The 18,801-nt window shown below is 40.2% G+C and carries 21 protein-coding genes; 12 read left to right on the forward strand and 9 right to left on the reverse strand.

The genetic code is table 11. From position 1 onward, the window contains the following. Positions 1 to 137 precede the first annotated feature (137 nt). Genes PSR9079_RS02675 through PSR9079_RS02690 form a run of 4 tightly spaced genes read left to right on the forward strand, consistent with a single transcriptional unit; the run spans position 138 to position 2,944 of the window. Positions 138 to 758, forward strand: a complete 621-nt coding sequence (locus PSR9079_RS02675; protein ID WP_149980324.1) for a MarC family protein — start codon at positions 138 to 140, stop codon at positions 756 to 758. A gap of 36 nt (positions 759 to 794) precedes the next feature. Next, positions 795 to 1,433: a glutathione S-transferase family protein gene (locus PSR9079_RS02680; protein ID WP_149980325.1), complete on the forward strand. Its 639-nt coding sequence runs from the start codon at positions 795 to 797 to the stop codon at positions 1,431 to 1,433. Positions 1,434 to 1,444: 11 nt separating this feature from the next. Further along, entirely contained in the window at positions 1,445 to 2,086 is a 642-nt protein-coding gene (locus tag PSR9079_RS02685) for a glutathione S-transferase family protein (RefSeq protein WP_149980326.1), read from the forward strand. 36 nt (positions 2,087 to 2,122) lie between these two features. Then, entirely contained in the window at positions 2,123 to 2,944 is an 822-nt protein-coding gene (locus tag PSR9079_RS02690) for an alpha/beta hydrolase (protein ID WP_246175477.1), read from the forward strand. A gap of 254 nt (positions 2,945 to 3,198) precedes the next feature. On the opposite strand, the gene PSR9079_RS02695 is transcribed toward PSR9079_RS02690, so the two are convergent. The 4 genes from PSR9079_RS02695 to PSR9079_RS02710 all read right to left on the reverse strand — a co-directional run bounded on the left by PSR9079_RS02695 (position 3,199) and on the right by PSR9079_RS02710 (position 5,709). Next, on the reverse strand, positions 3,199 to 3,408 hold the full coding sequence (locus PSR9079_RS02695) for a cold-shock protein (protein ID WP_016706518.1): 210 nt from the start codon (positions 3,406 to 3,408) through the stop codon (positions 3,199 to 3,201). Between the two features lie 185 nt (positions 3,409 to 3,593). Then, a complete protein-coding gene (locus PSR9079_RS02700) occupies positions 3,594 to 3,803 on the reverse strand; it encodes a cold-shock protein (protein WP_149980327.1) in 210 nt (69 codons plus the stop codon). Positions 3,804 to 4,247: 444 nt separating this feature from the next. Further along, complete coding sequence (locus PSR9079_RS02705) at positions 4,248 to 4,697, reverse strand: GyrI-like domain-containing protein (RefSeq protein WP_145238947.1); 450 nt, start codon at positions 4,695 to 4,697, stop codon at positions 4,248 to 4,250. 142 nt (positions 4,698 to 4,839) lie between these two features. Next, the gene (locus PSR9079_RS02710) at positions 4,840 to 5,709 is read right to left on the reverse strand and encodes a LysR family transcriptional regulator (RefSeq protein WP_149980328.1); all 870 of its coding nucleotides are present in this window, start codon (positions 5,707 to 5,709) and stop codon (positions 4,840 to 4,842) included. A 103-nt stretch (positions 5,710 to 5,812) separates the two neighbouring features. Here PSR9079_RS02710 and PSR9079_RS02715 point away from each other — a divergent pair, with 103 nt between their 5' ends. Continuing rightward, positions 5,813 to 6,313: a lactoylglutathione lyase family protein gene (locus PSR9079_RS02715; protein WP_149980329.1), complete on the forward strand. Its 501-nt coding sequence runs from the start codon at positions 5,813 to 5,815 to the stop codon at positions 6,311 to 6,313. A gap of 126 nt (positions 6,314 to 6,439) precedes the next feature. On the opposite strand, the gene PSR9079_RS02720 is transcribed toward PSR9079_RS02715, so the two are convergent. From PSR9079_RS02720 to PSR9079_RS02735, 4 genes are read right to left on the reverse strand one after another with little or no spacing between them, the layout of a single operon-like run. Further along, complete coding sequence (locus PSR9079_RS02720) at positions 6,440 to 7,174, reverse strand: HugZ family pyridoxamine 5'-phosphate oxidase (RefSeq protein WP_149980330.1); 735 nt, start codon at positions 7,172 to 7,174, stop codon at positions 6,440 to 6,442. After that, complete coding sequence (locus PSR9079_RS02725; protein WP_246175478.1) at positions 7,171 to 7,962, reverse strand: heme ABC transporter ATP-binding protein; 792 nt, start codon at positions 7,960 to 7,962, stop codon at positions 7,171 to 7,173. The genes PSR9079_RS02720 and PSR9079_RS02725 overlap by 4 nt, the downstream gene beginning before the upstream one ends. Further along, positions 7,962 to 9,008: a FecCD family ABC transporter permease gene (locus tag PSR9079_RS02730; RefSeq protein ID WP_145238934.1), complete on the reverse strand. Its 1,047-nt coding sequence runs from the start codon at positions 9,006 to 9,008 to the stop codon at positions 7,962 to 7,964. The genes PSR9079_RS02725 and PSR9079_RS02730 overlap by 1 nt, the downstream gene beginning before the upstream one ends. Then, entirely contained in the window at positions 9,005 to 9,814 is an 810-nt protein-coding gene (locus tag PSR9079_RS02735) for a heme/hemin ABC transporter substrate-binding protein (protein ID WP_149980331.1), read from the reverse strand. The genes PSR9079_RS02730 and PSR9079_RS02735 overlap by 4 nt, the downstream gene beginning before the upstream one ends. Before the next feature lie 142 nt (positions 9,815 to 9,956). On the opposite strand from PSR9079_RS02735, the gene PSR9079_RS02740 reads away from it, so the two are divergent. The 7 genes from PSR9079_RS02740 (at position 9,957) to PSR9079_RS02770 (ending at position 17,484) form a co-directional block, all read left to right on the forward strand. Next, positions 9,957 to 12,038 carry a TonB-dependent hemoglobin/transferrin/lactoferrin family receptor gene (locus PSR9079_RS02740; RefSeq protein ID WP_149980332.1) on the forward strand — a complete coding sequence of 694 codons (2,082 nt, stop codon included), beginning with the start codon at positions 9,957 to 9,959 and terminating at the stop codon, positions 12,036 to 12,038. A gap of 361 nt (positions 12,039 to 12,399) precedes the next feature. Beyond that, positions 12,400 to 13,020: a fused MFS/spermidine synthase gene (locus PSR9079_RS02745; protein WP_145238924.1), complete on the forward strand. Its 621-nt coding sequence runs from the start codon at positions 12,400 to 12,402 to the stop codon at positions 13,018 to 13,020. Beyond that, positions 13,013 to 13,897 carry a spermidine synthase gene (locus PSR9079_RS02750; protein ID WP_149980333.1) on the forward strand — a complete coding sequence of 295 codons (885 nt, stop codon included), beginning with the start codon at positions 13,013 to 13,015 and terminating at the stop codon, positions 13,895 to 13,897. Before PSR9079_RS02745 ends, PSR9079_RS02750 begins: the two co-directional genes overlap by 8 nt. 295 nt (positions 13,898 to 14,192) lie before the next feature. Next, positions 14,193 to 14,666, forward strand: a complete 474-nt coding sequence (locus tag PSR9079_RS02755; RefSeq protein WP_179959137.1) for a TlpA disulfide reductase family protein — start codon at positions 14,193 to 14,195, stop codon at positions 14,664 to 14,666. 220 nt (positions 14,667 to 14,886) lie between these two features. Next, positions 14,887 to 15,363, forward strand: coding sequence for a MarR family winged helix-turn-helix transcriptional regulator (locus PSR9079_RS02760; protein WP_149980334.1), 477 nt, complete (start codon positions 14,887 to 14,889; stop codon positions 15,361 to 15,363). A gap of 3 nt (positions 15,364 to 15,366) precedes the next feature. Further along, positions 15,367 to 16,428, forward strand: coding sequence for an HlyD family secretion protein (locus tag PSR9079_RS02765; RefSeq protein WP_149980335.1), 1,062 nt, complete (start codon positions 15,367 to 15,369; stop codon positions 16,426 to 16,428). Positions 16,429 to 16,440: 12 nt separating this feature from the next. Continuing rightward, positions 16,441 to 17,484, forward strand: coding sequence for a DUF2955 domain-containing protein (locus tag PSR9079_RS02770; RefSeq protein ID WP_149980336.1), 1,044 nt, complete (start codon positions 16,441 to 16,443; stop codon positions 17,482 to 17,484). A 158-nt stretch (positions 17,485 to 17,642) separates the two neighbouring features. Here the strand turns inward: PSR9079_RS02770 and PSR9079_RS02775 are convergent, their stop codons facing one another. Continuing rightward, the gene (locus PSR9079_RS02775) at positions 17,643 to 18,800 is read right to left on the reverse strand and encodes a benzoate/H(+) symporter BenE family transporter (RefSeq protein WP_149980337.1); all 1,158 of its coding nucleotides are present in this window, start codon (positions 18,798 to 18,800) and stop codon (positions 17,643 to 17,645) included. Position 18,801: the final 1 nt, after the last annotated feature.

Consider the following 18,801-nt stretch of genomic DNA (forward strand, 5'->3'; position numbering starts at 1 on the left):
TTAACATCAGTACTTAAGCTATAAATATAGCGCGCTAATCAACTGTGGCAGTTTGCTTATAAATATTTAAAATTAATCCAATTGTTTAAATTAAAATGTTACTTTCTAAACAGCTATTAAAATAGGGTGGAAAATGCATGATTGACTTTATTGCTGTTTTTATTACTTTTTTTGCTGTTATTGACCCCATAGGCACGGTGCCAGTATTTGTTGCCGTGACCGAAAAGTACGATGCAAAAACGAAACGGCGCATTGCACTAATGGCTACATTGGCTTCGGCCGCAGTGCTGATATTTTTTGTCGTGATTGGCGAAATAATCTTAAAAGCCTTATCTATTCCCTTACCTGCGTTTCAAATTTCAGGGGGAATTGTTTTATTTTTATTTGCATTGAGTATGATATTTGGTGATAGCAAACCCGAAGAAGAACTCAAGCTGCTTGTTAAATCGGATAAAGAAACCGCTATTTATCCGATTGCTGTTCCCTCGATTGCCAGTCCTGGCGCTATTTTAACGGCTGTATTGTTAACAGAAAACGCTATTTTTAGTATTTGGGAACAACTGCAAACAGCGTTAGTTATGCTATCTGTTTTGCTTGTGGTTTATATATTAATGCTGTTATCGGGCTATATCAGTAAAGTGATTGGCAGTAGTGGCGCCAGCGTTATTAGCCGTGTGATGGGGCTAATTTTATCGGCAATTGCTACAACAAATATACTCACAGGGTTTACAGAGTATTATAAATCGGTGGTAGTTTAATGTATGGTTGATATTAAAGTGTAACAAGGACTTATTGTGTACAAACTATTTTATTACCCGCTCAACGCCAGTATGGCGCCGCACTTTATCCTCGAAGAACTGCAAACTGATTTTGAATTAATTTTAGTGGATAGAAAAAACGAGGCTCATAAAGCAGCCAGTTATTTATCCTTGAACCCCGCAGGGCGAATACCTACATTATTGGACGGTCAACAAGTCGTTTTTGAAAGTGCCGCTATCTGTATTCATCTTGCTGAAGCACATCCTGCTAAGATGCTTATTCCGCAAATAGGTGAGCACAATCGAGCTGCGTGCTTGCAATGGATGATGTATCTAACGAATACCTTGCAAGCTGAGCTCATGGTCTACTTTTATCCGCAGCGCCATAGTATCGATAGCAGTCATATCAGTGCCATTGTCGCTGCACAAGAAAAGCGAATTGCCGACATATTTGCTTTACTGGATGCCCAGCTGGAAAATCAAACATTCTTAGTTGGTGAGCAACTTAGCATCTGCGATTTTTACTTGTTTATGCTTGCGATATGGGCGGATGAACTAAAACAACCACCGCTTTCTTTTGAGTACCTCAACAAGTATTTACGTCGCTTAGCTAAGCGAGAGTCGATTATTAACGTGTGTAAAAAAGAAAATCTCAGTTTGGTTGATTATCAATAATAGGAATTACAATGAAAGTTTATGGAAGAACAACCTCGTTTAACGTACAAAAAGTACTCTGGTTTCTGGATGAGCTGGGCATGAGTTATCAGCATATTGAAGTGGGTGGTCGTTTTGGCGGCCTTGATAGTGATGACTTTTTAGCATTGAACCCGTTGCAAAAAGTGCCGGTACTTGTGGATGGCGATAATGTTATTTGGGAGTCGCACAGTGTACTACGCTATTTGGCGGCAAGTTATGGCACTACAGATTGGTATTATGCATCGCCCTATCAGCGTTCGTTATATGAGCGCTGGATGGATTGGTCACAGGTGATTTTTCAACCTGCTTTTATGGCCACATTTTGGGGCTATTACCGTAAAACGCAAAAAAACCGTTGTATGGAGCAAATCACACGGGACATACAAGAGTGCGAGCAATGCTTACAGATAATTGAACAACAGCTAAGTCATGCCCCCTATCTTGCCGGTGGTAAAATGACCCTGGCTGATATTTGTGTGGGAGCCATTTTACATCGCCTAACATCTCAGGGGTTAGCAATAACATTGCCGGAGCGAGTGACTCAGTGGTTTGAATTACTAAAAACCAGAGCTGGCTATCAAAAATGGATTATGAGTGATTTTACTGAGCTCCAAGGGCGTGAAGACTTTTAATTTTGTTTTAACGCTTTTAACTAAACAAGGATTATAGTGAAATATTTATTATTAGCTGCGATGCTACTTATCACTTTTAGTAGCGCGGCCGAACAGGCATTTGAAATACCCAGAAGCTCGGTGGTTAAACTTATCGATCAGCAAAGCAAGCTGAGCTATCCAGTATTTATAAAGCTCCCGCGAAGCTACAGTCGAAATAAGGATAAAACATACCCTGTTGTTTACTTGCTCGATGGCTCGTATGCGTTTCAAGTGGCATCGGGAGCGACAAGTTTTCCTATGAACAGCGGTAAAATGGATGAAGCAATACTCGTTGCCATTGGTTATTCGCAAGGATCTAAAGGCTCATCAAGCCGAATACGTGATTTCACCCCAAGTAAAGCCAAAGATTGGCAGTTAGAGACCGGTAAAGCCGCGCAACATATCGATTTTATAGCTGATGTGGTGTTTGAACATATGAAAGCTAACTACCGAATAAAGCCAAAGCAACGTACTTTAGTGGGAAATTCTCTTGGCGGTTTATTTGCCGCTTATGTGCTTTTTACTCAGCCTAATATGTTTGAAAGTTACATTATCGGTAGCCCGTCGGTGTGGTTTGATAATGAGAGCATACTATCTCAGCCGATTACTAAAGCTAAGCAAAACGTTAGGGTTTACTTATCAGTAGGTAGCAAAGAAACCCCTGAATTTGGCGAAGGGCAAGATATGGTAACGGGAGCGAACAAGCTTGCTGACAAAATACGGCAAAGTAATGATCAGCAGGTGCAATTGCAGTTTTCTATAATAGATGGCGCAAAACATGCGACGGCATTTCCAACCACGTTGATCCAAGGTTTAGATTGGCTTTATGCAAAATAGCGTAGACATTAATACCAATCGACTTAAATATTTAGCCTTTCTAGCGTGCTAAATAAAGCGCTAACGGCGTTATAAATTTTTATGTAGAACAACTACACATCAAAAACATATCAAAATTTATGCCTTGTTATCACTCTATTTATCCGTCGCTATAAACTACCAATGACTTAACACGATTGGTATAAAAAAACCCACGGATAAATTAATATCAGTGGGCTTTTAATACGTTAAAACGTATTAACTAAAACAATCGTTTAGATACAAACGATGTTTTCAGCTTGTGGGCCTTTTTGACCTTGAGTAACAGTAAACTGCACACGTTGGCCTTCAGCTAGAGTTTTGAAGCCGTCACCGCTGATAGCGCTGAAATGAGCGAAAACGTCAGGACCTGACTCTTGCTCGATAAAACCAAAACCTTTAGCTTCGTTGAAAAATTTAACTGTACCAGTTGTAGTAGTAGACATAATAGATATCCTAGATATTAATAAAAGTGTGCCTAAAATCAGGCGGTTTAGCTGAAAAAACAAGTATTTAACTGAGGATAACGCGATGAATTATTACTAATAACAACGTGGTACGTACAAATAAACAGAATTTCTTTCAAACTTATAGTGCATTAACGGGTTATCACTAACCCATTAATTAAAAATTAGATGCAAACGATATTTTCAGCTTGCGGGCCTTTTTGACCTTGAGTAACAGTAAACTGTACACGTTGGCCTTCAGCTAGAGTCTTAAAGCCATCGCTTGAGATTGCGCTGAAATGAGCAAAAACGTCAGGACCAGACTCTTGTTCAATAAAACCAAAACCTTTAGCTTCGTTAAACCATTTTACTGAACCAGTTGTTGTAGTAGACATAATAGAATCCTAAGAATTAATAAAAGTTCGCCTTTAAATAGGCAATTTAGCAGGAAGAAAACAAGTATTTAACTGAGGATAGCGCGAAGGATTATTACTAATAACAACGTGGTACTTACAAATAAACAGGGCTTTCTATCAACCCGATGCAGAGCAGGATAACAGTAACTTAAACCATATAACAAGCTTTATTTACTTTTCTTTTTAAAGCCAAGTTAATTTTGTGAACATATATTGATTAAATAAGAAGAGTCGTAGCCATGCTTACCGTCTCTGCATTCGCTTTGTTAAAGTGATCTAGGTATGGAGTGTAGACTTATTTTTAGTGGGATTAAATTTAGTTGAATGAGATAATATTTTTAATTGGGGAAGTGCGAAATCCCACACTCCCCCCCACGAAAAAAAGGAACTCAGCGCTCATTTGAACAGCGACAGACTCCTTATTTATTCAGCAATTGCGATCGCTATTTCTACTTCAGTTGCGGTTTTATAATATTCATAGTCGCTGGTATAAGTACGAGTGTAACGACAATCATCTGAGCTAAAGTATTGCCAAATTTCACCCCATAAATCAATTATAGCGTCGGGCATTTCGCCTTCGCCACTAAAGACTAAATAACTCCCTGCGTGCGTTGTAACTGTTACTGAATCACGAAGGTTAATTGATTGCTCATCGCTACAGGCAATGACATCAAAATCACCGGTCACATCGCTCTCGTAGTTAGTGTAAACACCAAAGACTTTACTGTCTTTTGTGAGTTTTGAGGTATATTTTTCGCCAAATTTTTGCCAAAGCTCAGCTATCTTTGCTGTGCCAGTATTCATTTCATTGGCATTGCATGTTCTTACTTTTAAGCCGGTTAAGGTCTTACTTGCTAGCTGTTTTACTTCCATTGAGACTATCCTTTAGCATTAATACTCAGTATTAACTTAACAGAAAAAGCATGAAGTATTTAATAAATACGCTATAAAAAGGGTTTATTTTTTGTTGGTGATTAAACCTTTTGTTGCAACGACTTCACTTTTTTGCAAACAGTTACAGCCCAGCTTTGATCACCTCGATCACTTTACTCATTCGTTTTGCCAAAGGCCGATTACGGTGATAACACACATAAATAGATTCGCTGATCGGGTGCTGTAATGGATGGACGTTAATCAACTGTGGTTTACTAAATGCACTCACAGCATGTGCTGGTAGCACAGTAAAACCTAGACCAAGGCTGACAGGTTCAAGAATTAAATTAATTTGGTTTGAAAAACCAGAGCGCTTTATTTGCTCAATGTGTTCAAATTCCGCGTAGTTTTCGCTTAATAATAATTGCGCATGATGCTTTGCATCAGGGTGAGCAATGAAGCCAAGTTCGCATAAGTTTTGCCAGCTTGGAGTTTGGTAATCGATTGGTGTAATTAATAATAGTGCATCTTGGCCGATTTTATGGCTGGTAACCTCGCTGAGTGTTGGGGCTTGAGTTAAAAAACCAATATCAGCATTGTGATTAGCAACGGCCTGTTCCACGCTTTCGTTTGGGGCAAAGCGATAATCAATAGTGAGTGCTTTATGTTGCCCTTGTAAATCAAGTAATTGATTATAAAACTTAAGCCCGCAACTGCCTGGTGATTGAATCTTTATATTGCCACTGTAGGGTGAGTCGTCATGTAGTTGTTGCTCTAAAAACTGCCACTCTTTTAGTAACTGACTTCCTTTTTGATATAAGCCTTGCCCTTGTGCGGTAAGGGTAAACTGCTTGCCATGGCGTTCAAGCAATGCGCAATTAACCTGCTGCTCTAACTTTTTAATGTGTTGGCTTACGCCTGACTGGGTCATATAAAGGCGTTCTGCAGTTTGGGTAAAGTGATTTACTTCCACTAAGGTGCAAAAGGTATGTAACCATGTAGGATTTATCATTATAAAACGTACTCAAAATGATGATTAATGATAATTTTACTTAATACAGGTCGGTTCGTAAACTAACTCCATCAACTAAGCATAGTTAAACAGGAGCATTATTATGAGTCATACCTATCCACGTAGTTTTTCGCACATTGGAATTTCGGTCCCCGATGTTGAAAAAGCCGTTGAGTTTTACACCAAAGTAATGGGTTGGTACACCATTATGGAGCCGACTTTAATTACCGAAGATAAAAGCCCAATAGGCGAAATGTGTACTGAAGTATTTGGTGAACAATGGGAAAAATTTAAAATAGCGCACCTTTCAACAGGTGATCGTATTGGTGTAGAAATTTTTGAGTTTAAAAATCAAGAAAACCCAGCTGATAACTTTGAATACTGGAAAACCGGTATATTCCATTTTTGTGTTCAAGATCCAGATGTAGAAGGCCTTGCTGAGCGTATTGTTGAAGCTGGCGGTAAAAAGCGTATGGAAGCACCCCGTTACTACTATCCAGGTGAAAAACCGTATCGCATGATCTACATGGAAGACCCGTTTGGTAACATTCTCGAGATTTACAGCCACAGTTATGAGCTTATTTACAGCGCAGGTGCATACTAAATTAATTGGCATCAGTGTTAAATTGTAACAGCCGCAGCTTAGTTACTGCGGCCTCTGATACCGAAAATGCACTACTGGGTTAGTAGTGCTAAGCGTTATAACCACACATGTGATTCATTTGTTTTCTTATGCTGGCTCTTCTATGCTATTGCGAGCATTTGTGGTTAAGGCAACAAGCGCTTTTCGCACTGCTTGTGGTGTCTCGCACACGTTTTCAAAGCTAATAAAATAATTACGTTGTTGGCTTTGAATATAAAACCCCTGTGGCAGTATGCCACTCATAACCGGTGCATTATCTGATACGCAATAATGCTGAGCTAATATTAGCGCCATTGCATTTTGATGATCTTCATTCATGTGGTTGATCATGCTTTGTTCTTGATCTTCGTCCCAGCTTTTAGCAGCGCTTTGCCACTCATCTTTTTCAAGCCAAAATATTTTCCCAAAGCCGCCAATAAAGCGAACTCGCACAACATCTAATTGCCATAATTTAAAGTCGTGGGCGTTCCGATAACTGTCAGCTTCTGGGTATAACGCTATGTATTTGTTAAGCAGTATTTCGGCCTGAGGGCCTGCAACTTCACAACCATCGCCCACCAGTGTGACTCGGCCATGCTCGTTTTGGTCGCCATGGTCAGCGGCATCAAAAATAGTCAAGCTCATACGAGAATCGTGCTTTAAGTTTTTAGTGTGTTGGGCTATATCGCTAATAAAAAAGTAGATGCGGCCTTGCTCATCACACATATAAGGGGTTACCGAACCAAACGGATAACCTCTTAAGTTGTAAGAAATAGTCGACATAACACCAGCATGGGTTTTAAAAACCAGCTTTTGTGCATCGCTTAATGCTTGTTCTCTCATGAAAACTCCTGACGTTGAGAAAAAACCATGGGTGCATTGTTATATGGATGAGAATTAACATGCAGTTTCATGGCGTACATTTGTTGTAAATTAGATTCTGTAAGTACTGTGTTTATTGGCCCGCTATCGAGTACTTTTTGATCATGTAATAAAATAGCTTCGGTTGCGTAAAGGCTGGCCAAATTTAAATCGTGAATGGCTATAATGGCACTGTTGCCCTGCTCTACAAATGCTTTAACACAACTCAATAGAGCATGTTGATGGCGCATATCTAGTGCTGATGTAGGTTCATCAAGCAGCATCAATTTAGGCTTGGTATGAGTAGAAAAAGCATCTAACTGAGCCAAAGTACGCGCCATATGAACGCGCTGTTGCTCACCGCCTGAAAGCTTACTGACACGGCGGGATAAGTACTGGGTTAAGTCCATGAGTGCGGCATACTTGTGGACTTTTTCAGCTTGCATTTTAAGAGACTCGGCATAGGGGTAGCGTCCCATTGCAATGAGCTCAAATACACTAAAATCAAAGCCAACAAGATTGCTTTGCATCATTACTGCTCGTTGAGTGGCTAAGTGTGCTTGAGACAATGTACTCAGAGGATAATTATTAAACCGTACTTCGCCTTTAAAGTCATAATGCCCGGCTAAAGCATGCAGCAGTGTTGATTTTCCTGCGCCATTTTCGCCTATCAGTGCTACTAGTTGAGCTTTTGCAATGTGCCCACTTATGTTTTTTAAAACACTGTGATTGCCAAAACCAACACTTAGGTTATTAAAAGTAATCATCATTACCCTCGCTTAGTTTTAATGATCAGATAAATAAACAAAGGTGCGCCAAGTAGCGCGGTAATAATACCAATGGGTAACTCTGCAGGCATAACAACTAAACGTGCTAACCAGTCAGAAAGCAGCAGCACAACAACGCCTAATAACATGCACAGCGGTAACATTTTACGTAAATGCGGGCCAACCATTAAACGGGCAATGTGTGGCACAACTAAGCCAACAAAACCTATCAAGCCAGTAAGTGCTACAACGGCACCAACACCTAATGCCACGAGTATAATTACATACAGTTTAAGCTTGTCTGTGTTGACACCTAAATACTGTGCTTGAGACTCGCCAATCAATAGTAAGTTCATCGGTTCTTTGAGTCGCCACAGACCAAGAATACTCAGTAGCAATAATGGTGTTGCTTGAGTTATGGCATCCCAATTGGCACCACCTAATGAGCCCATCGTCCAGTAGTTAATTAATCTAAGCGCACTATCGTCAGCGAAATAGCTTAATAAGCCAATAACAGCAAAGGATAAAGAATTGATCGCAACCCCCACTAAAATTAGTGTGGTTATATTGACCTGCCTATGCTGCTTAGCAATTAAATACACTAAAGAGGTCACTAACAATGCTCCTAAAAATGCGGCATAAGGTAAATAGTATTGAGCATTAAAATTAAACTGGGCGCTAAATGCTATAAAGGCGACCGCGACCATGGCTGCGCCTGCGCTAATACCAATAATTGATGGATCAGCCAAAGGATTACGACACAAAGCTTGCGTTGCAGCGCCAGTTTGGGCAAGCACTAAGCCAACCAATACAGCTAGTACAAATCGAGGTAGACGTATTTGCGTGACCACATTGATTTGCAGCGCATCAAATTGATTAAAATACTCTGGGGCAATCCATGCGATGGCTAAACGCCAATCCCAGCCTGCGGGGCCATATCCTATGCTCAGTAGTGCTAGAGCAAAAATACACACAGTAATTAGCAGCATCCACTTTTGGTTTGCAGTTATAGAAACAGGCTTAAAACGGCTCAAAGTTAATGTGTTCATAAGGTAGCTTTATAGTCGCTTAATTCTTTAATACCGGTGGCTATGCGCGGCGACATTCCCAGTGATAGCAGGCTATCCATCACCAATAATCGGCACTGCTTTGCAGCTGTTAATAAGCGCAGTGTTGGTTGATTACAAAAAGCCTCTTTACCGCCAAGGCTATAAACAACATGGGCTGGTGCGATTAAAAAATCGGGCTGTTTTACGGCAAGTACTTCGTTATTTATTACTTTAAAACCTTTGTGCGTAGCGCCTAAATTAGTGACTCCAGCATAATCAAGTAATAAGTCAGCAACCGTGTCAGTGCCCGCAGCAACAAGCCCGCGCTCATTAGCTGAGAGTAAAAATAAAGCGCTGTGTGTTTCGGTGCTCGCTTTTGGAGGTAATGAATTTTTTATTTGTGCTACGAGGGCTTGAGCTTTGTCGTTCGCATTTAAGTCTTTACCAAGGCGTTTAACAAGATTTAGTAAGTCATTAATTGAGTTGGGTTTTTTATAGTGGATAAGCTCTACACCAGTGGCTTCTATTTGTGCAAGCGCTTGTGCTCGTCCTGCTCCTTCAAGTGCTAAGAGTTTAGTTGGGCGCACCGAAAGTACACCTTCTGCGGCTAAATCACGGTAATAACCAATTTGATCGAGCTGTGTCGCTTGTTTTGGATATAGGCTCGATTGATCCACCGCGACAAGGGTATCTTGCTTATCTAAGGCAAAAATAATTTCAGTTAATGTACCGCCAGCACTCACTATACGCTCCTGCGCGCTTAGGGGGTGAACAGTCAATAAAATCAATATAAAAAGGTATCTCATAAAAAACTCCAATCATTATTTTCGATTATTATACTCAACTAAATGCAAATGAAAATGATTATCATAAATAATTGATCTTGTTTTTAGTTAGTTGTAACATCCCTCCCCTACTAAATAACAACAATTATCATTTGGAGTTAATGTGAATTTTCCTTATTTTCAACTTACTGCTTTAGCAACGTTACTACTTGGTTCGGGCTCTGCCATTGCCGAGGAGATAATTGGTGAGCATATTGTTGTCAGCGGTTCTCGGTTTGAACAAAAACTTGAAGACGTAACAGGCTCTGTAACTGTGATTACAGAGCAAGACATAGAACGTAAATTGGCTGTTGATTTACAAACAATGTTTCGTTATGACCCCAGTATATCAAGCTCGGGCAGTGGCTCTGCGGCTCAAACGCTTTCAATTAGAGGAGTCGGTGGTAACCGCGTGGTGTTTATTAAAGATGGCCGTCGAACTAACGATGGTTATGCTGGCGGAGACGGCTATTTGGTTGGTCGTAGCTATTTTGATGTCGCTGGGATAAAGCAAGTTGAAGTCGCCAAGGGAGCCGCGTCTTCATTGTATGGTTCAGATGCACTGGGTGGTATTGTGGTGATCACCACTAAAGATCCGAGCGATTATTTATTAAACGAAAATAGTTTTGCTCAAGTGGCGCTTGGATATCAAGGTCAGAGTAATCAAATGTCGGTAGATATTACTGCGGCTAAAGATTTGGGAGATTTAGGTGTTAGTGCCGTTTATAGCCACCGAGATAGCGAAGAAGTACAAAACTTTACTGAAAACCTACCTGGTTATGATGCTAAATCAGATTCGTTATTGGTTAAACTAGAGCAGCAACTTGATGAAAAGCGCACGTTAAAATACACCTTAGATTATTTTAATCAAACTACTGAACAAGTAATCACCAAAGCGAGCCAAGAAACTAAAGACGAAAATACTAATTGGTCGCTAGCGCTGGATTACGACTCAAAAGCGGCCACAGCAGCGTTTGATCAATGGCATTGGCAAGTATCGTTTAGTCGTTATGAGCAGCAAAGTGATCAAATTAGTGCTACAGCAGCGCATACCGATTACAACGACTATGGCTTTGAACAAGATATTTTAGGGTTAAGGGCTGTATTTAATAAAAAAATAGCCTTACAAGATGCGACCCACAACTTTGTTTATGGTGCTGACGTAGATATATACGATACAACACGTCCACGTTATAAAACACGCTTATTGGCTGATGGAACAGTCGATTTTACAGATCAAAAACAAAAAGCTTTTCCTGGCGCTGATACCTCTTTAGTGGGCGTTTTTATGCAAGACAATATTAAATTTGCAAATAGCGCGTGGTCTTTGATTGCAGGTGTACGCTTTGATTATTATTCATTAGCAGCTAAAGATGATGAGCTTTATAGCGATGCTGAGCTTGATGACATTACCGAATCTGCGTTTTCACCAAAACTTGGGATGATTTATCAAGTTAATGATAATTTATCTTGGTATGGGCAATATGTACGTGGTTTTAAAATTCCCCCGCATGATCAAGCGTATCAAAGCCATGGTGTTGAACCATTTTATCAAATATTACCAAACGCAGATTTAGCACCCGAAAGCAGCGACTCATATGAGCTTGGCATGCGCTTTTCTGGTAATGATATCAACGTTACTTTAAGTGCATTTTACGCCGCTTATGATGACTTTATTGATGTTGCAATTGCAGCTGTTGAGCCAACGTTCATACCGAATGTAAATAAAACTTTTTACCAATACCAAAATATTAGTGAAACACAGATCAGCGGAGTTGAAGCGAGCGTGTTGATGCATGTAAGCGATAATGTTTTAGTTGAGGCAAATGTTGCATATGTTGAAGGCGAAAACAAAGAAACAGATGAGCCGTTAACCAGTATCAGTCCATTAAACGGTTCAATACAATTAACAACAGCACTTGGCGATATTGATTGGACCGCAGCATGGCGCTTTGCTAAATCACAGTCTGATGTAGTGCGAGATGCAAGTGGTGATAAAACAACGCAAGGATATGGTTACGGTATTGTGGATTTATACGCAAGTTATGAATGGCAAACATGGCAGCTAAATATTGGTGTAATTAACCTGCTAGATAAAAAATATGTACCCTTTGAACTGATTGCAGGGCAATCTCAGGGGGCTGATTTTAGCCAATATACCCAGCCCGGGCGTAACTTTTCTGCCCGCGTAAGTTATCAGTTTTAAAAGGTAAGCAACGCTGCGCTTAAGTGCAGCGTTTTAACCTTACTGCTTTTTTACTTATTCATTGAGCCTTTGCCTAGATGATATAGAAGAGTCGTGATTTTAAAGTTAATAAAGGCTGTAAAGGGGGTTAACAGTTACTAAACAACATGCATCATATTTGCGCATTAATACTTTTGCAGGCTAGTGAAATTAATCCCTATTCTCTGATGGCTGACTTTATGTTGCCCCATAACTAAAGTGAGACTGTCTTGGTTTATAAAAGTAGCTTTGAGTTATGTTGACTCGATTAATTATTACACTGGCGGCTATGTTTACATCACGTTAGTATAGTGCTTCAAATAAGTTACAAAATGATAATTACATGACTTTAAAAACCAATGCTTTAATTTATTTTTTAGCCTTTAGTAGCGGCTTTAGTATTATGGGAATAGAACTACTTGGCGGGCGAATTTTAGCGCCTTTTTTTGGTAGTAGTGTGCATATTTGGGGCAGTATTATTACTGTGTTTATGCTCAGCTTATCGTTTGGCTATTTATTGGGAGGAAAGCTTTCAATTCGCCAGCCTTCGTTAACCAAATACGGTTTAATATTTTTAGTTGCCAGTATTATGGTGCTGCCCATTGCATTATTTGCCCAGCCAATTATGGCGTATATTTTTTCTCACATAGAAGACAGCCGTTATGGCTCGTTATTGGCCTCTACAGCGTTGTTTTTTGTCCCTACTATTATTTTAGGCATGATTTCGCCTTACTCTGTGCGTTTATTAGTGACCGATAGCGAGCACAGCGGCCAAGTCGCTGGCGGCTTGTATTTTGTCAGCACCTTAGGCAGTGCCTTAGGGACTATTATTACCTCGTTTTACATGGTGCTAGCGTTTGATGTGAATACCATTATTTTGGGTTTCGCGACGACATTAGGGCTATTAGGTTTATTGGCAATTGGCGTAAATCAATTAGCTAACAAGGAGAAACACAATGTTTAAGTATTTACTCGTGACCTTACTGTTAATTGGGTTTAGCAGCCAAGCTAAGGTGATCCATCAAGAGCGGTCGCTTTATCGTAATATTTTAGTTGAAGAGACCGGCGATTTACGCTGTTTAAAGTTTGACGAAAAAGCCCGTAAAAGCAGTCAAAGTTGCATATATAAAAGCAACCCACAAAAGCTAGTGTTTAATTATACCAAACTCACTTTTGCCAGTTTACTACTGATAGACAATCCAAAAAATGTACTCATTATCGGGCTTGGCGGCGGCACCTTATCAAATGTGATCAGCGAGCTATATCCTGACGCAATGATTGAAAATGTTGAAATTGATCCCGCAGTTATAAAAGTGGCGCGTGATTATTTTGCTTTTAAAGAGAACGATAAAGTTACTTCGAAAGTACAAGATGGGCGTATTTTTATTAAACGCGCAGCAATCCAACAAGCCAAGTATGACTGGATTATTCTTGATGCATTTAATGGTGATTACATCCCTGAGCATTTACTTACTAAAGAGTTTTTTGCGGAAGTGAAAAGTGTACTGGCTGATGGTGGCGTAGTAGCGGCAAATACCTTTTCATCAAGCAAACTTTATGAGCATGAATCTGCCACTTATGAAGCGGTATTTGGTGACTTTATTAATGTGAGCACTGAGAAAAATAGTAATCGAATTATTTTAGCTGGCTTTAATAAATTTCCAAGTCCTGTGCAGCTAGCACAGCGAATAGAAAAGCTAACCCCGTTATTAGCCCCCTATCGCGTTGATATCAAAGCGGTGAGCGAAGGGATGATTTCGACCAAAGATAATAAAGACTGGCCTAGCGATACAAAAGTACTCACTGATCAGTACTCACCCGCAAACTTACTCAATTTCTAAAGTTTACGGCCATTTGTTACTACACTTAGGCCAGCTTGCTGGCCATCAAAGCTAACTACTAATTCCCCCTTTTTAAGTTAATACCCGATTAAATTTCTAATCGAATCTTCCCTCATAGATTAGTTTAAGGTTCCTGCTGCTGCACTGATAGATAGTGTGCTTTGAGCGAAAGTTATAGTTAGGCTTGTCTTAAGTATTTCTTAAGAATTGCCTGCTATTGTTAAACTAATTATTTTTCTAGGTATTTTTAGGGGCTTAAAAAGTGGTGATTATTTCTCGGTCTGTATCACGGTTTATGCTTGTGACGGCACTTTTTACTGCTATGGCGAGTGCGCCAGTGTTAAGTAAAGAAACCGTTGTTCCAGTTATCTCCAGTCAGCAACAACTAACCGATAAGTTAGCAGAGCTTAAAGGCCAAGTGATATTCTTAGATTTTTGGGCTTCGTGGTGTACACCTTGTCGTAAGTCTTTTCCTTGGCTTAATGAAATGCAAACAAAATACCAATCGCAAGGCTTTACGGTGTTGGCAGTTAACTTAGATGTTGAGCATCAAGATGCGGTTGATTTTTTAGCACACACTCCCGCTGATTTTCCTATTATTTATGATCCTGATGCACTAATAGGCAAACAATTCGATTTACTCGGTATGCCAAGTAGTTATGTGTACGGCCGTGATGGCAAAATAAAATATCGCCATATTGGCTTTAAGAACAGTAAAAAAGCGCAATATGAGCAAGAAATAACTCAGTTATTAGCCGTTCAGCCTTAAGAAGAGGTAACGATGAAAAAATTAATAAAATAGCCTCCTTATAATGTTACTTGGTTCACAATTCCTCCCCCATTGGATTATTCGCTAATTTGCTCAACACAGTGATATTAAATCGTTTTTAAAGCCCTCTTTGCCGTTATTTTTTTAGAGCGTTTCAATATTTACTTAGCATGCTAAGTAATGTTAAACTAGTTAGCATGCTAAGTAACTAGGTACTATTATGATTTCATCACCTCCTTTTCATGAAACTTTAGATTTAAGTTTATGCGGTAGCATGGGGCGCGTTTTCCGACTCTGTCGCGATGCCGTTACTCTCGCTGTTGAGCCTTTAGGGTTAACACAATCTCGTTGGACTGCGATGATCCATATCCATCATTTAAAACAAGGTGTTACACAACAAGAACTGGCTAGCAGTTTGGGGATTGAAATGCCTTCGCTAACGCGAACAATTAAACAGTTAGAGCAACAAGCGATTATTGTTCGTCGCATTGATAGCGATGATAAACGTAGTCGTAAAATCTATTTTACTGAGCAAGGATTACTATTATTAGATGCGCTCAGAGATATTATGGCTGAGGTTAAAACACAACTTTATGCAGAACTTACAACGCAACAGCTTGATACTATGGCCTATGGTTTAGTGCAAATGGAAGCCAATGCTCGACGTTGTATTAGCCACTTTTCTGGAGAGCAATAATTCATGACACCGGATCAAAAATTTGCCCGCTATGTAAAAATATCATTAGTTGGGTTTATTTTATTGTTCGCTTACTTTGTCGTTGCCGATATGTTTTTACCGGTTACTCCGCAAGCGCGCGTATATCACCCTGTAGTGCAAGTAACGCCACAAGTGAGTGGCCGCGTGAACCAAGTATTGGTGAATAATAATCAAGCGATTAAAACGGGTGAAGCACTATTTTTAATAGAAGCAGCTCCTTTTAAATTAGCACTAGAGCAAGCACAACTGGCTTATGCTGATGCGCAGTTGCAAAACCAGCGCTTAGACAGCAGTGTTAAAGCGATACAGGCTCAGCTAGCCGCTGGAAATGCCAAGCTGCATGAGCAACAGTTGTTATTTGATCGCAGTGAATCGTTATTGAAAAAACGGTCTATCTCGGAGCAAGAGTACGAAACAATTAGCGCTAATTATCAATCAAGTAAAGCGAATGTCGCAGCTATTGAAGCACAGTTAACCGAGGCAAAACTGGCACGAGGGCAATTAGGCGAAGACAACCTAGCATTACGCCATGCGCAAAACCAACTGGCACAAGCGAAACTCAATTTATCATACAGCATAGTGACTGCTGATGCTGATGGTAAAGTCGCAAACTTGCAAGTAAGCACCGGAACATTTGCTAATAAAGGTCAACCGATGTTAGCTGTTGTGGCCAATAAAGCTGATTTAGTGGCTGATTTTCGTGAAAAGTCGTTAGTTAATATTAAAGTGGGCAGCAAAGCAAAAGTAACGTTTGATGCTCTGCCAGGCCAAGTATTTGCTGCTACAGTGAACTCTTTTGAAGCTGGCGTAAGTAATGGGCAGCTCAATGCTAATGGCTTATTAAGCAGTACTGAAAGCAGTAATCGCTGGGTTCGTGATGCGCAGCGCCAACGTATTCACATTGATTTAGAGCAAGCACAGCTATTAAGTAAACTACCTAGTGGTGCACGTGCAACAGTGCAGCTACTGCCTGAGTCAGTAATTGGGCAATGGTTTGGTGTCATGCAAATTCGCTTTATCAGTTTACTGCATTACATTTACTAATAAGGCTTTATTATGTCTGCATCAGTCCCTGTAAAACTAGACCAGAATGGCCTTCGGCAAGCATTACGTATCGCTGGCGGCAGCGCGTTAGGATTTAGTTTATGTAAATTGATGAATTGGCCAAATGGTATTTTCTTCACCGTTTATCCTATGTTGTTATTAGGATTAGTGCCGATTTTAAATGCACATATCATTCGTCAGTTTTTTGCCAGCGCGGCATTTAGTGGGTTATTTGTATTAATAGTACAGGGGTTATTTTCTCATTTACCAGTGGCGATGACCTTGCTGTGCTTTTTAGCGTTTGCATTTTTGTTTTATCAAATGAGCTGCGGTGCTAACTTTTTGTTTGGTGCTTTAAGTGTCGTTAGTTTATCTATTCAACTGCACTTTTCTAGTTATGTTGGTAATGGCACAAGTATTTATCCGTTGATCATCAGCAATGGTTTAGCAGTCGTAGTGACCGTGTTAGCGGCGGTATTAATGCACTTTGTATTTCCTGATGTTGCACCACGCCAAGGTCGGGTGATGCCAACAAAAGCAAAAGAGAGTATTCGCCACGAAGTACTGTTGTGCGCTACGGTTGCTACACTGTCGTTTGTGATTTTTCAGGTATTTGATTTACAAGATTCAATTTCAGCACAAGCGGCATCGATCTTAATTTTGTTTCCATTGTGCTGGAAAGCCGCTGGCATGGCTGGTTGGCAACGAGCAATTGGCACATTAATTGGTTGTAATTTAGCGTTAGTATCGCAGCTGTTTTTGTATAATCACACCGATATTCTGATTTTTCCGGCGCTGATCTTGTGGGTTTTAACCTTTATATTTAGCCGTTATCATATTTTAGGTGGCGGTATCCCTGGTGTTGGATTTGGGGTTATTACCACATTTGGAATTTTATTTGGTCAGTCTCTCGGACCTGGGCAAGACTTGGTTTACAGTGCGCTTTATCGGTTTTCGTCTGTATCGGTTGCGATAATCGTGAGTTTATGTGCGGTGTATATTATGCATCATATTCTTAACCGGTTTAGTGTCACCCGTCATCATACTTTCGACTAATATAATAACCGCCTTAGTCAGTTCCTTATGCACTAGGGCGGTTATTACTTTGTTATACTAACTGTGTTTAAATAATGATCACTTTAGGCGTGAGTTTATAAACCACTAATTAACACAATCGCTACTCAACGATGCGTTAAGCTGATTTATTGCGAGTGTTATTTTCGCGGGATCAACCATAAAGTCAGCGCGCCTAACAATATCCCCCAAAATGCCGAGCCAATAGAAAATAAAGTAAGATCAGAGGCGGTGACCAAAAAAGTGATCATTGCCGCTTCAGTGTAGTAACTATCAGACAAAGCTTGCTGTAAGCTCGAGGCAATGGTGGTGAATAAAGCAATCCCCGCCAAGGCTAAAATAAGTGCTTGTGGCAAACTTGCCACTAAACCTACTAGAGTCGCTGCTCCAATCGCCATCAGGATATAAAAGCCACCGCCCGCGATACTTGCCCAGTAACGTTTTTTAGGGTCGCTGTCGGCATCTTCACTCATGCAAATTGCCGCAGTAATAGCTGCTAAATTAATGGCATAGCCACCAAAGGGGGCAATAAGGATATTACTAAAACCAGTGACATTGAGCGCTGCAGAGATAGGTGCAGGGTAATTATGTGCTTTTAACACTGCAATGCCAGGCAAGTTTTGCGAAGTCATGGTGACGATATAAAGCGGAATACCTATGCTGATCATCGCTTGTAAATTAAATTCAGGAGCGATAAACGCAAACTCGCTCATTTTCCATTGCCAACTGCTAGTATCTATTTGCCCTGTAACGCCAGCCATTACAAACCCAGCAATCAGTACCATAAGCATTGAAAAACGTGGCATTAAACGCTTACAGACTAAATAAACCAGTACCATCGCACCAATTAGCAATGGTTTTTCACCCATAAAGTTAAATACATCTATGCCAAAAGTCACTAAAACACCGCCAAGCATTGCACAGGCAATTTGACTCGGGATACGTTGCATTATTTTTTCAAACCAGCCAGTGATCCCTGATATAAATACCAGTAAAGCACTGAACATAAATGCGCCTACAGCTTGATTTAAACTATAACCTTGGGCACTGGTAATGAGTAAAGCGGCACCGGTTGTTGACCAGGCAATTAAAATTGGGATTTTATAGTAGTACGATAAGCCAATTGAAGTGACACCCATCGCAAGACCTAACATAAGTACCCAACTTGCAACGAGCTCCGCTGTGCCACCTAGCACAATAACGACTTGGTAAATAAGTGCGATAGAGCTGGTAAAACCGATGATCACCGCAACTAAGCCCGCAGTTAAACGGTTTAATAGTTGATTTGATAGTTGCATG

The organism is Pseudoalteromonas rhizosphaerae (assembly GCF_902498845.1).
GTDB lineage: Bacteria > Pseudomonadota > Gammaproteobacteria > Enterobacterales > Alteromonadaceae > Pseudoalteromonas > Pseudoalteromonas rhizosphaerae.

What these genes read in the sequence shown, in the direction of transcription:
- PSR9079_RS02715 (WP_149980329.1), top strand. Translation starts at nt 5,813, where the DNA reads ATGAGTCATACCTATCCACGTAGTTTTTCGCACATTGGAATTTCGGTC.
- PSR9079_RS02755 (WP_179959137.1), top strand. Translation starts at nt 14,193, where the DNA reads ATGCTTGTGACGGCACTTTTTACTGCTATGGCGAGTGCGCCAGTGTTA.
- PSR9079_RS02710 (WP_149980328.1), bottom strand. Translation starts at nt 5,709, where the DNA reads ATGATAAATCCTACATGGTTACATACCTTTTGCACCTTAGTGGAAGTA.
- PSR9079_RS02675 (WP_149980324.1), top strand. Translation starts at nt 138, where the DNA reads ATGATTGACTTTATTGCTGTTTTTATTACTTTTTTTGCTGTTATTGAC.
- PSR9079_RS02735 (WP_149980331.1), bottom strand. Translation starts at nt 9,814, where the DNA reads ATGAGATACCTTTTTATATTGATTTTATTGACTGTTCACCCCCTAAGC.
- PSR9079_RS02700 (WP_149980327.1), bottom strand. Translation starts at nt 3,803, where the DNA reads ATGTCTACTACAACAACTGGTTCAGTAAAATGGTTTAACGAAGCTAAA.
- PSR9079_RS02685 (WP_149980326.1), top strand. Translation starts at nt 1,445, where the DNA reads ATGAAAGTTTATGGAAGAACAACCTCGTTTAACGTACAAAAAGTACTC.
- PSR9079_RS02745 (WP_145238924.1), top strand. Translation starts at nt 12,400, where the DNA reads ATGACTTTAAAAACCAATGCTTTAATTTATTTTTTAGCCTTTAGTAGC.
- PSR9079_RS02730 (WP_145238934.1), bottom strand. Translation starts at nt 9,008, where the DNA reads ATGAACACATTAACTTTGAGCCGTTTTAAGCCTGTTTCTATAACTGCA.
- PSR9079_RS02720 (WP_149980330.1), bottom strand. Translation starts at nt 7,174, where the DNA reads ATGAGAGAACAAGCATTAAGCGATGCACAAAAGCTGGTTTTTAAAACC.
- PSR9079_RS02770 (WP_149980336.1), top strand. Translation starts at nt 16,441, where the DNA reads ATGTCTGCATCAGTCCCTGTAAAACTAGACCAGAATGGCCTTCGGCAA.
- PSR9079_RS02695 (WP_016706518.1), bottom strand. Translation starts at nt 3,408, where the DNA reads ATGTCTACTACTACAACTGGTACAGTTAAATTTTTCAACGAAGCTAAA.
- PSR9079_RS02705 (WP_145238947.1), bottom strand. Translation starts at nt 4,697, where the DNA reads ATGGAAGTAAAACAGCTAGCAAGTAAGACCTTAACCGGCTTAAAAGTA.
- PSR9079_RS02725 (WP_246175478.1), bottom strand. Translation starts at nt 7,962, where the DNA reads ATGATGATTACTTTTAATAACCTAAGTGTTGGTTTTGGCAATCACAGT.
- PSR9079_RS02775 (WP_149980337.1), bottom strand. Translation starts at nt 18,800, where the DNA reads ATGCAACTATCAAATCAACTATTAAACCGTTTAACTGCGGGCTTAGTT.
- PSR9079_RS02760 (WP_149980334.1), top strand. Translation starts at nt 14,887, where the DNA reads ATGATTTCATCACCTCCTTTTCATGAAACTTTAGATTTAAGTTTATGC.
- PSR9079_RS02765 (WP_149980335.1), top strand. Translation starts at nt 15,367, where the DNA reads ATGACACCGGATCAAAAATTTGCCCGCTATGTAAAAATATCATTAGTT.
- PSR9079_RS02750 (WP_149980333.1), top strand. Translation starts at nt 13,013, where the DNA reads ATGTTTAAGTATTTACTCGTGACCTTACTGTTAATTGGGTTTAGCAGC.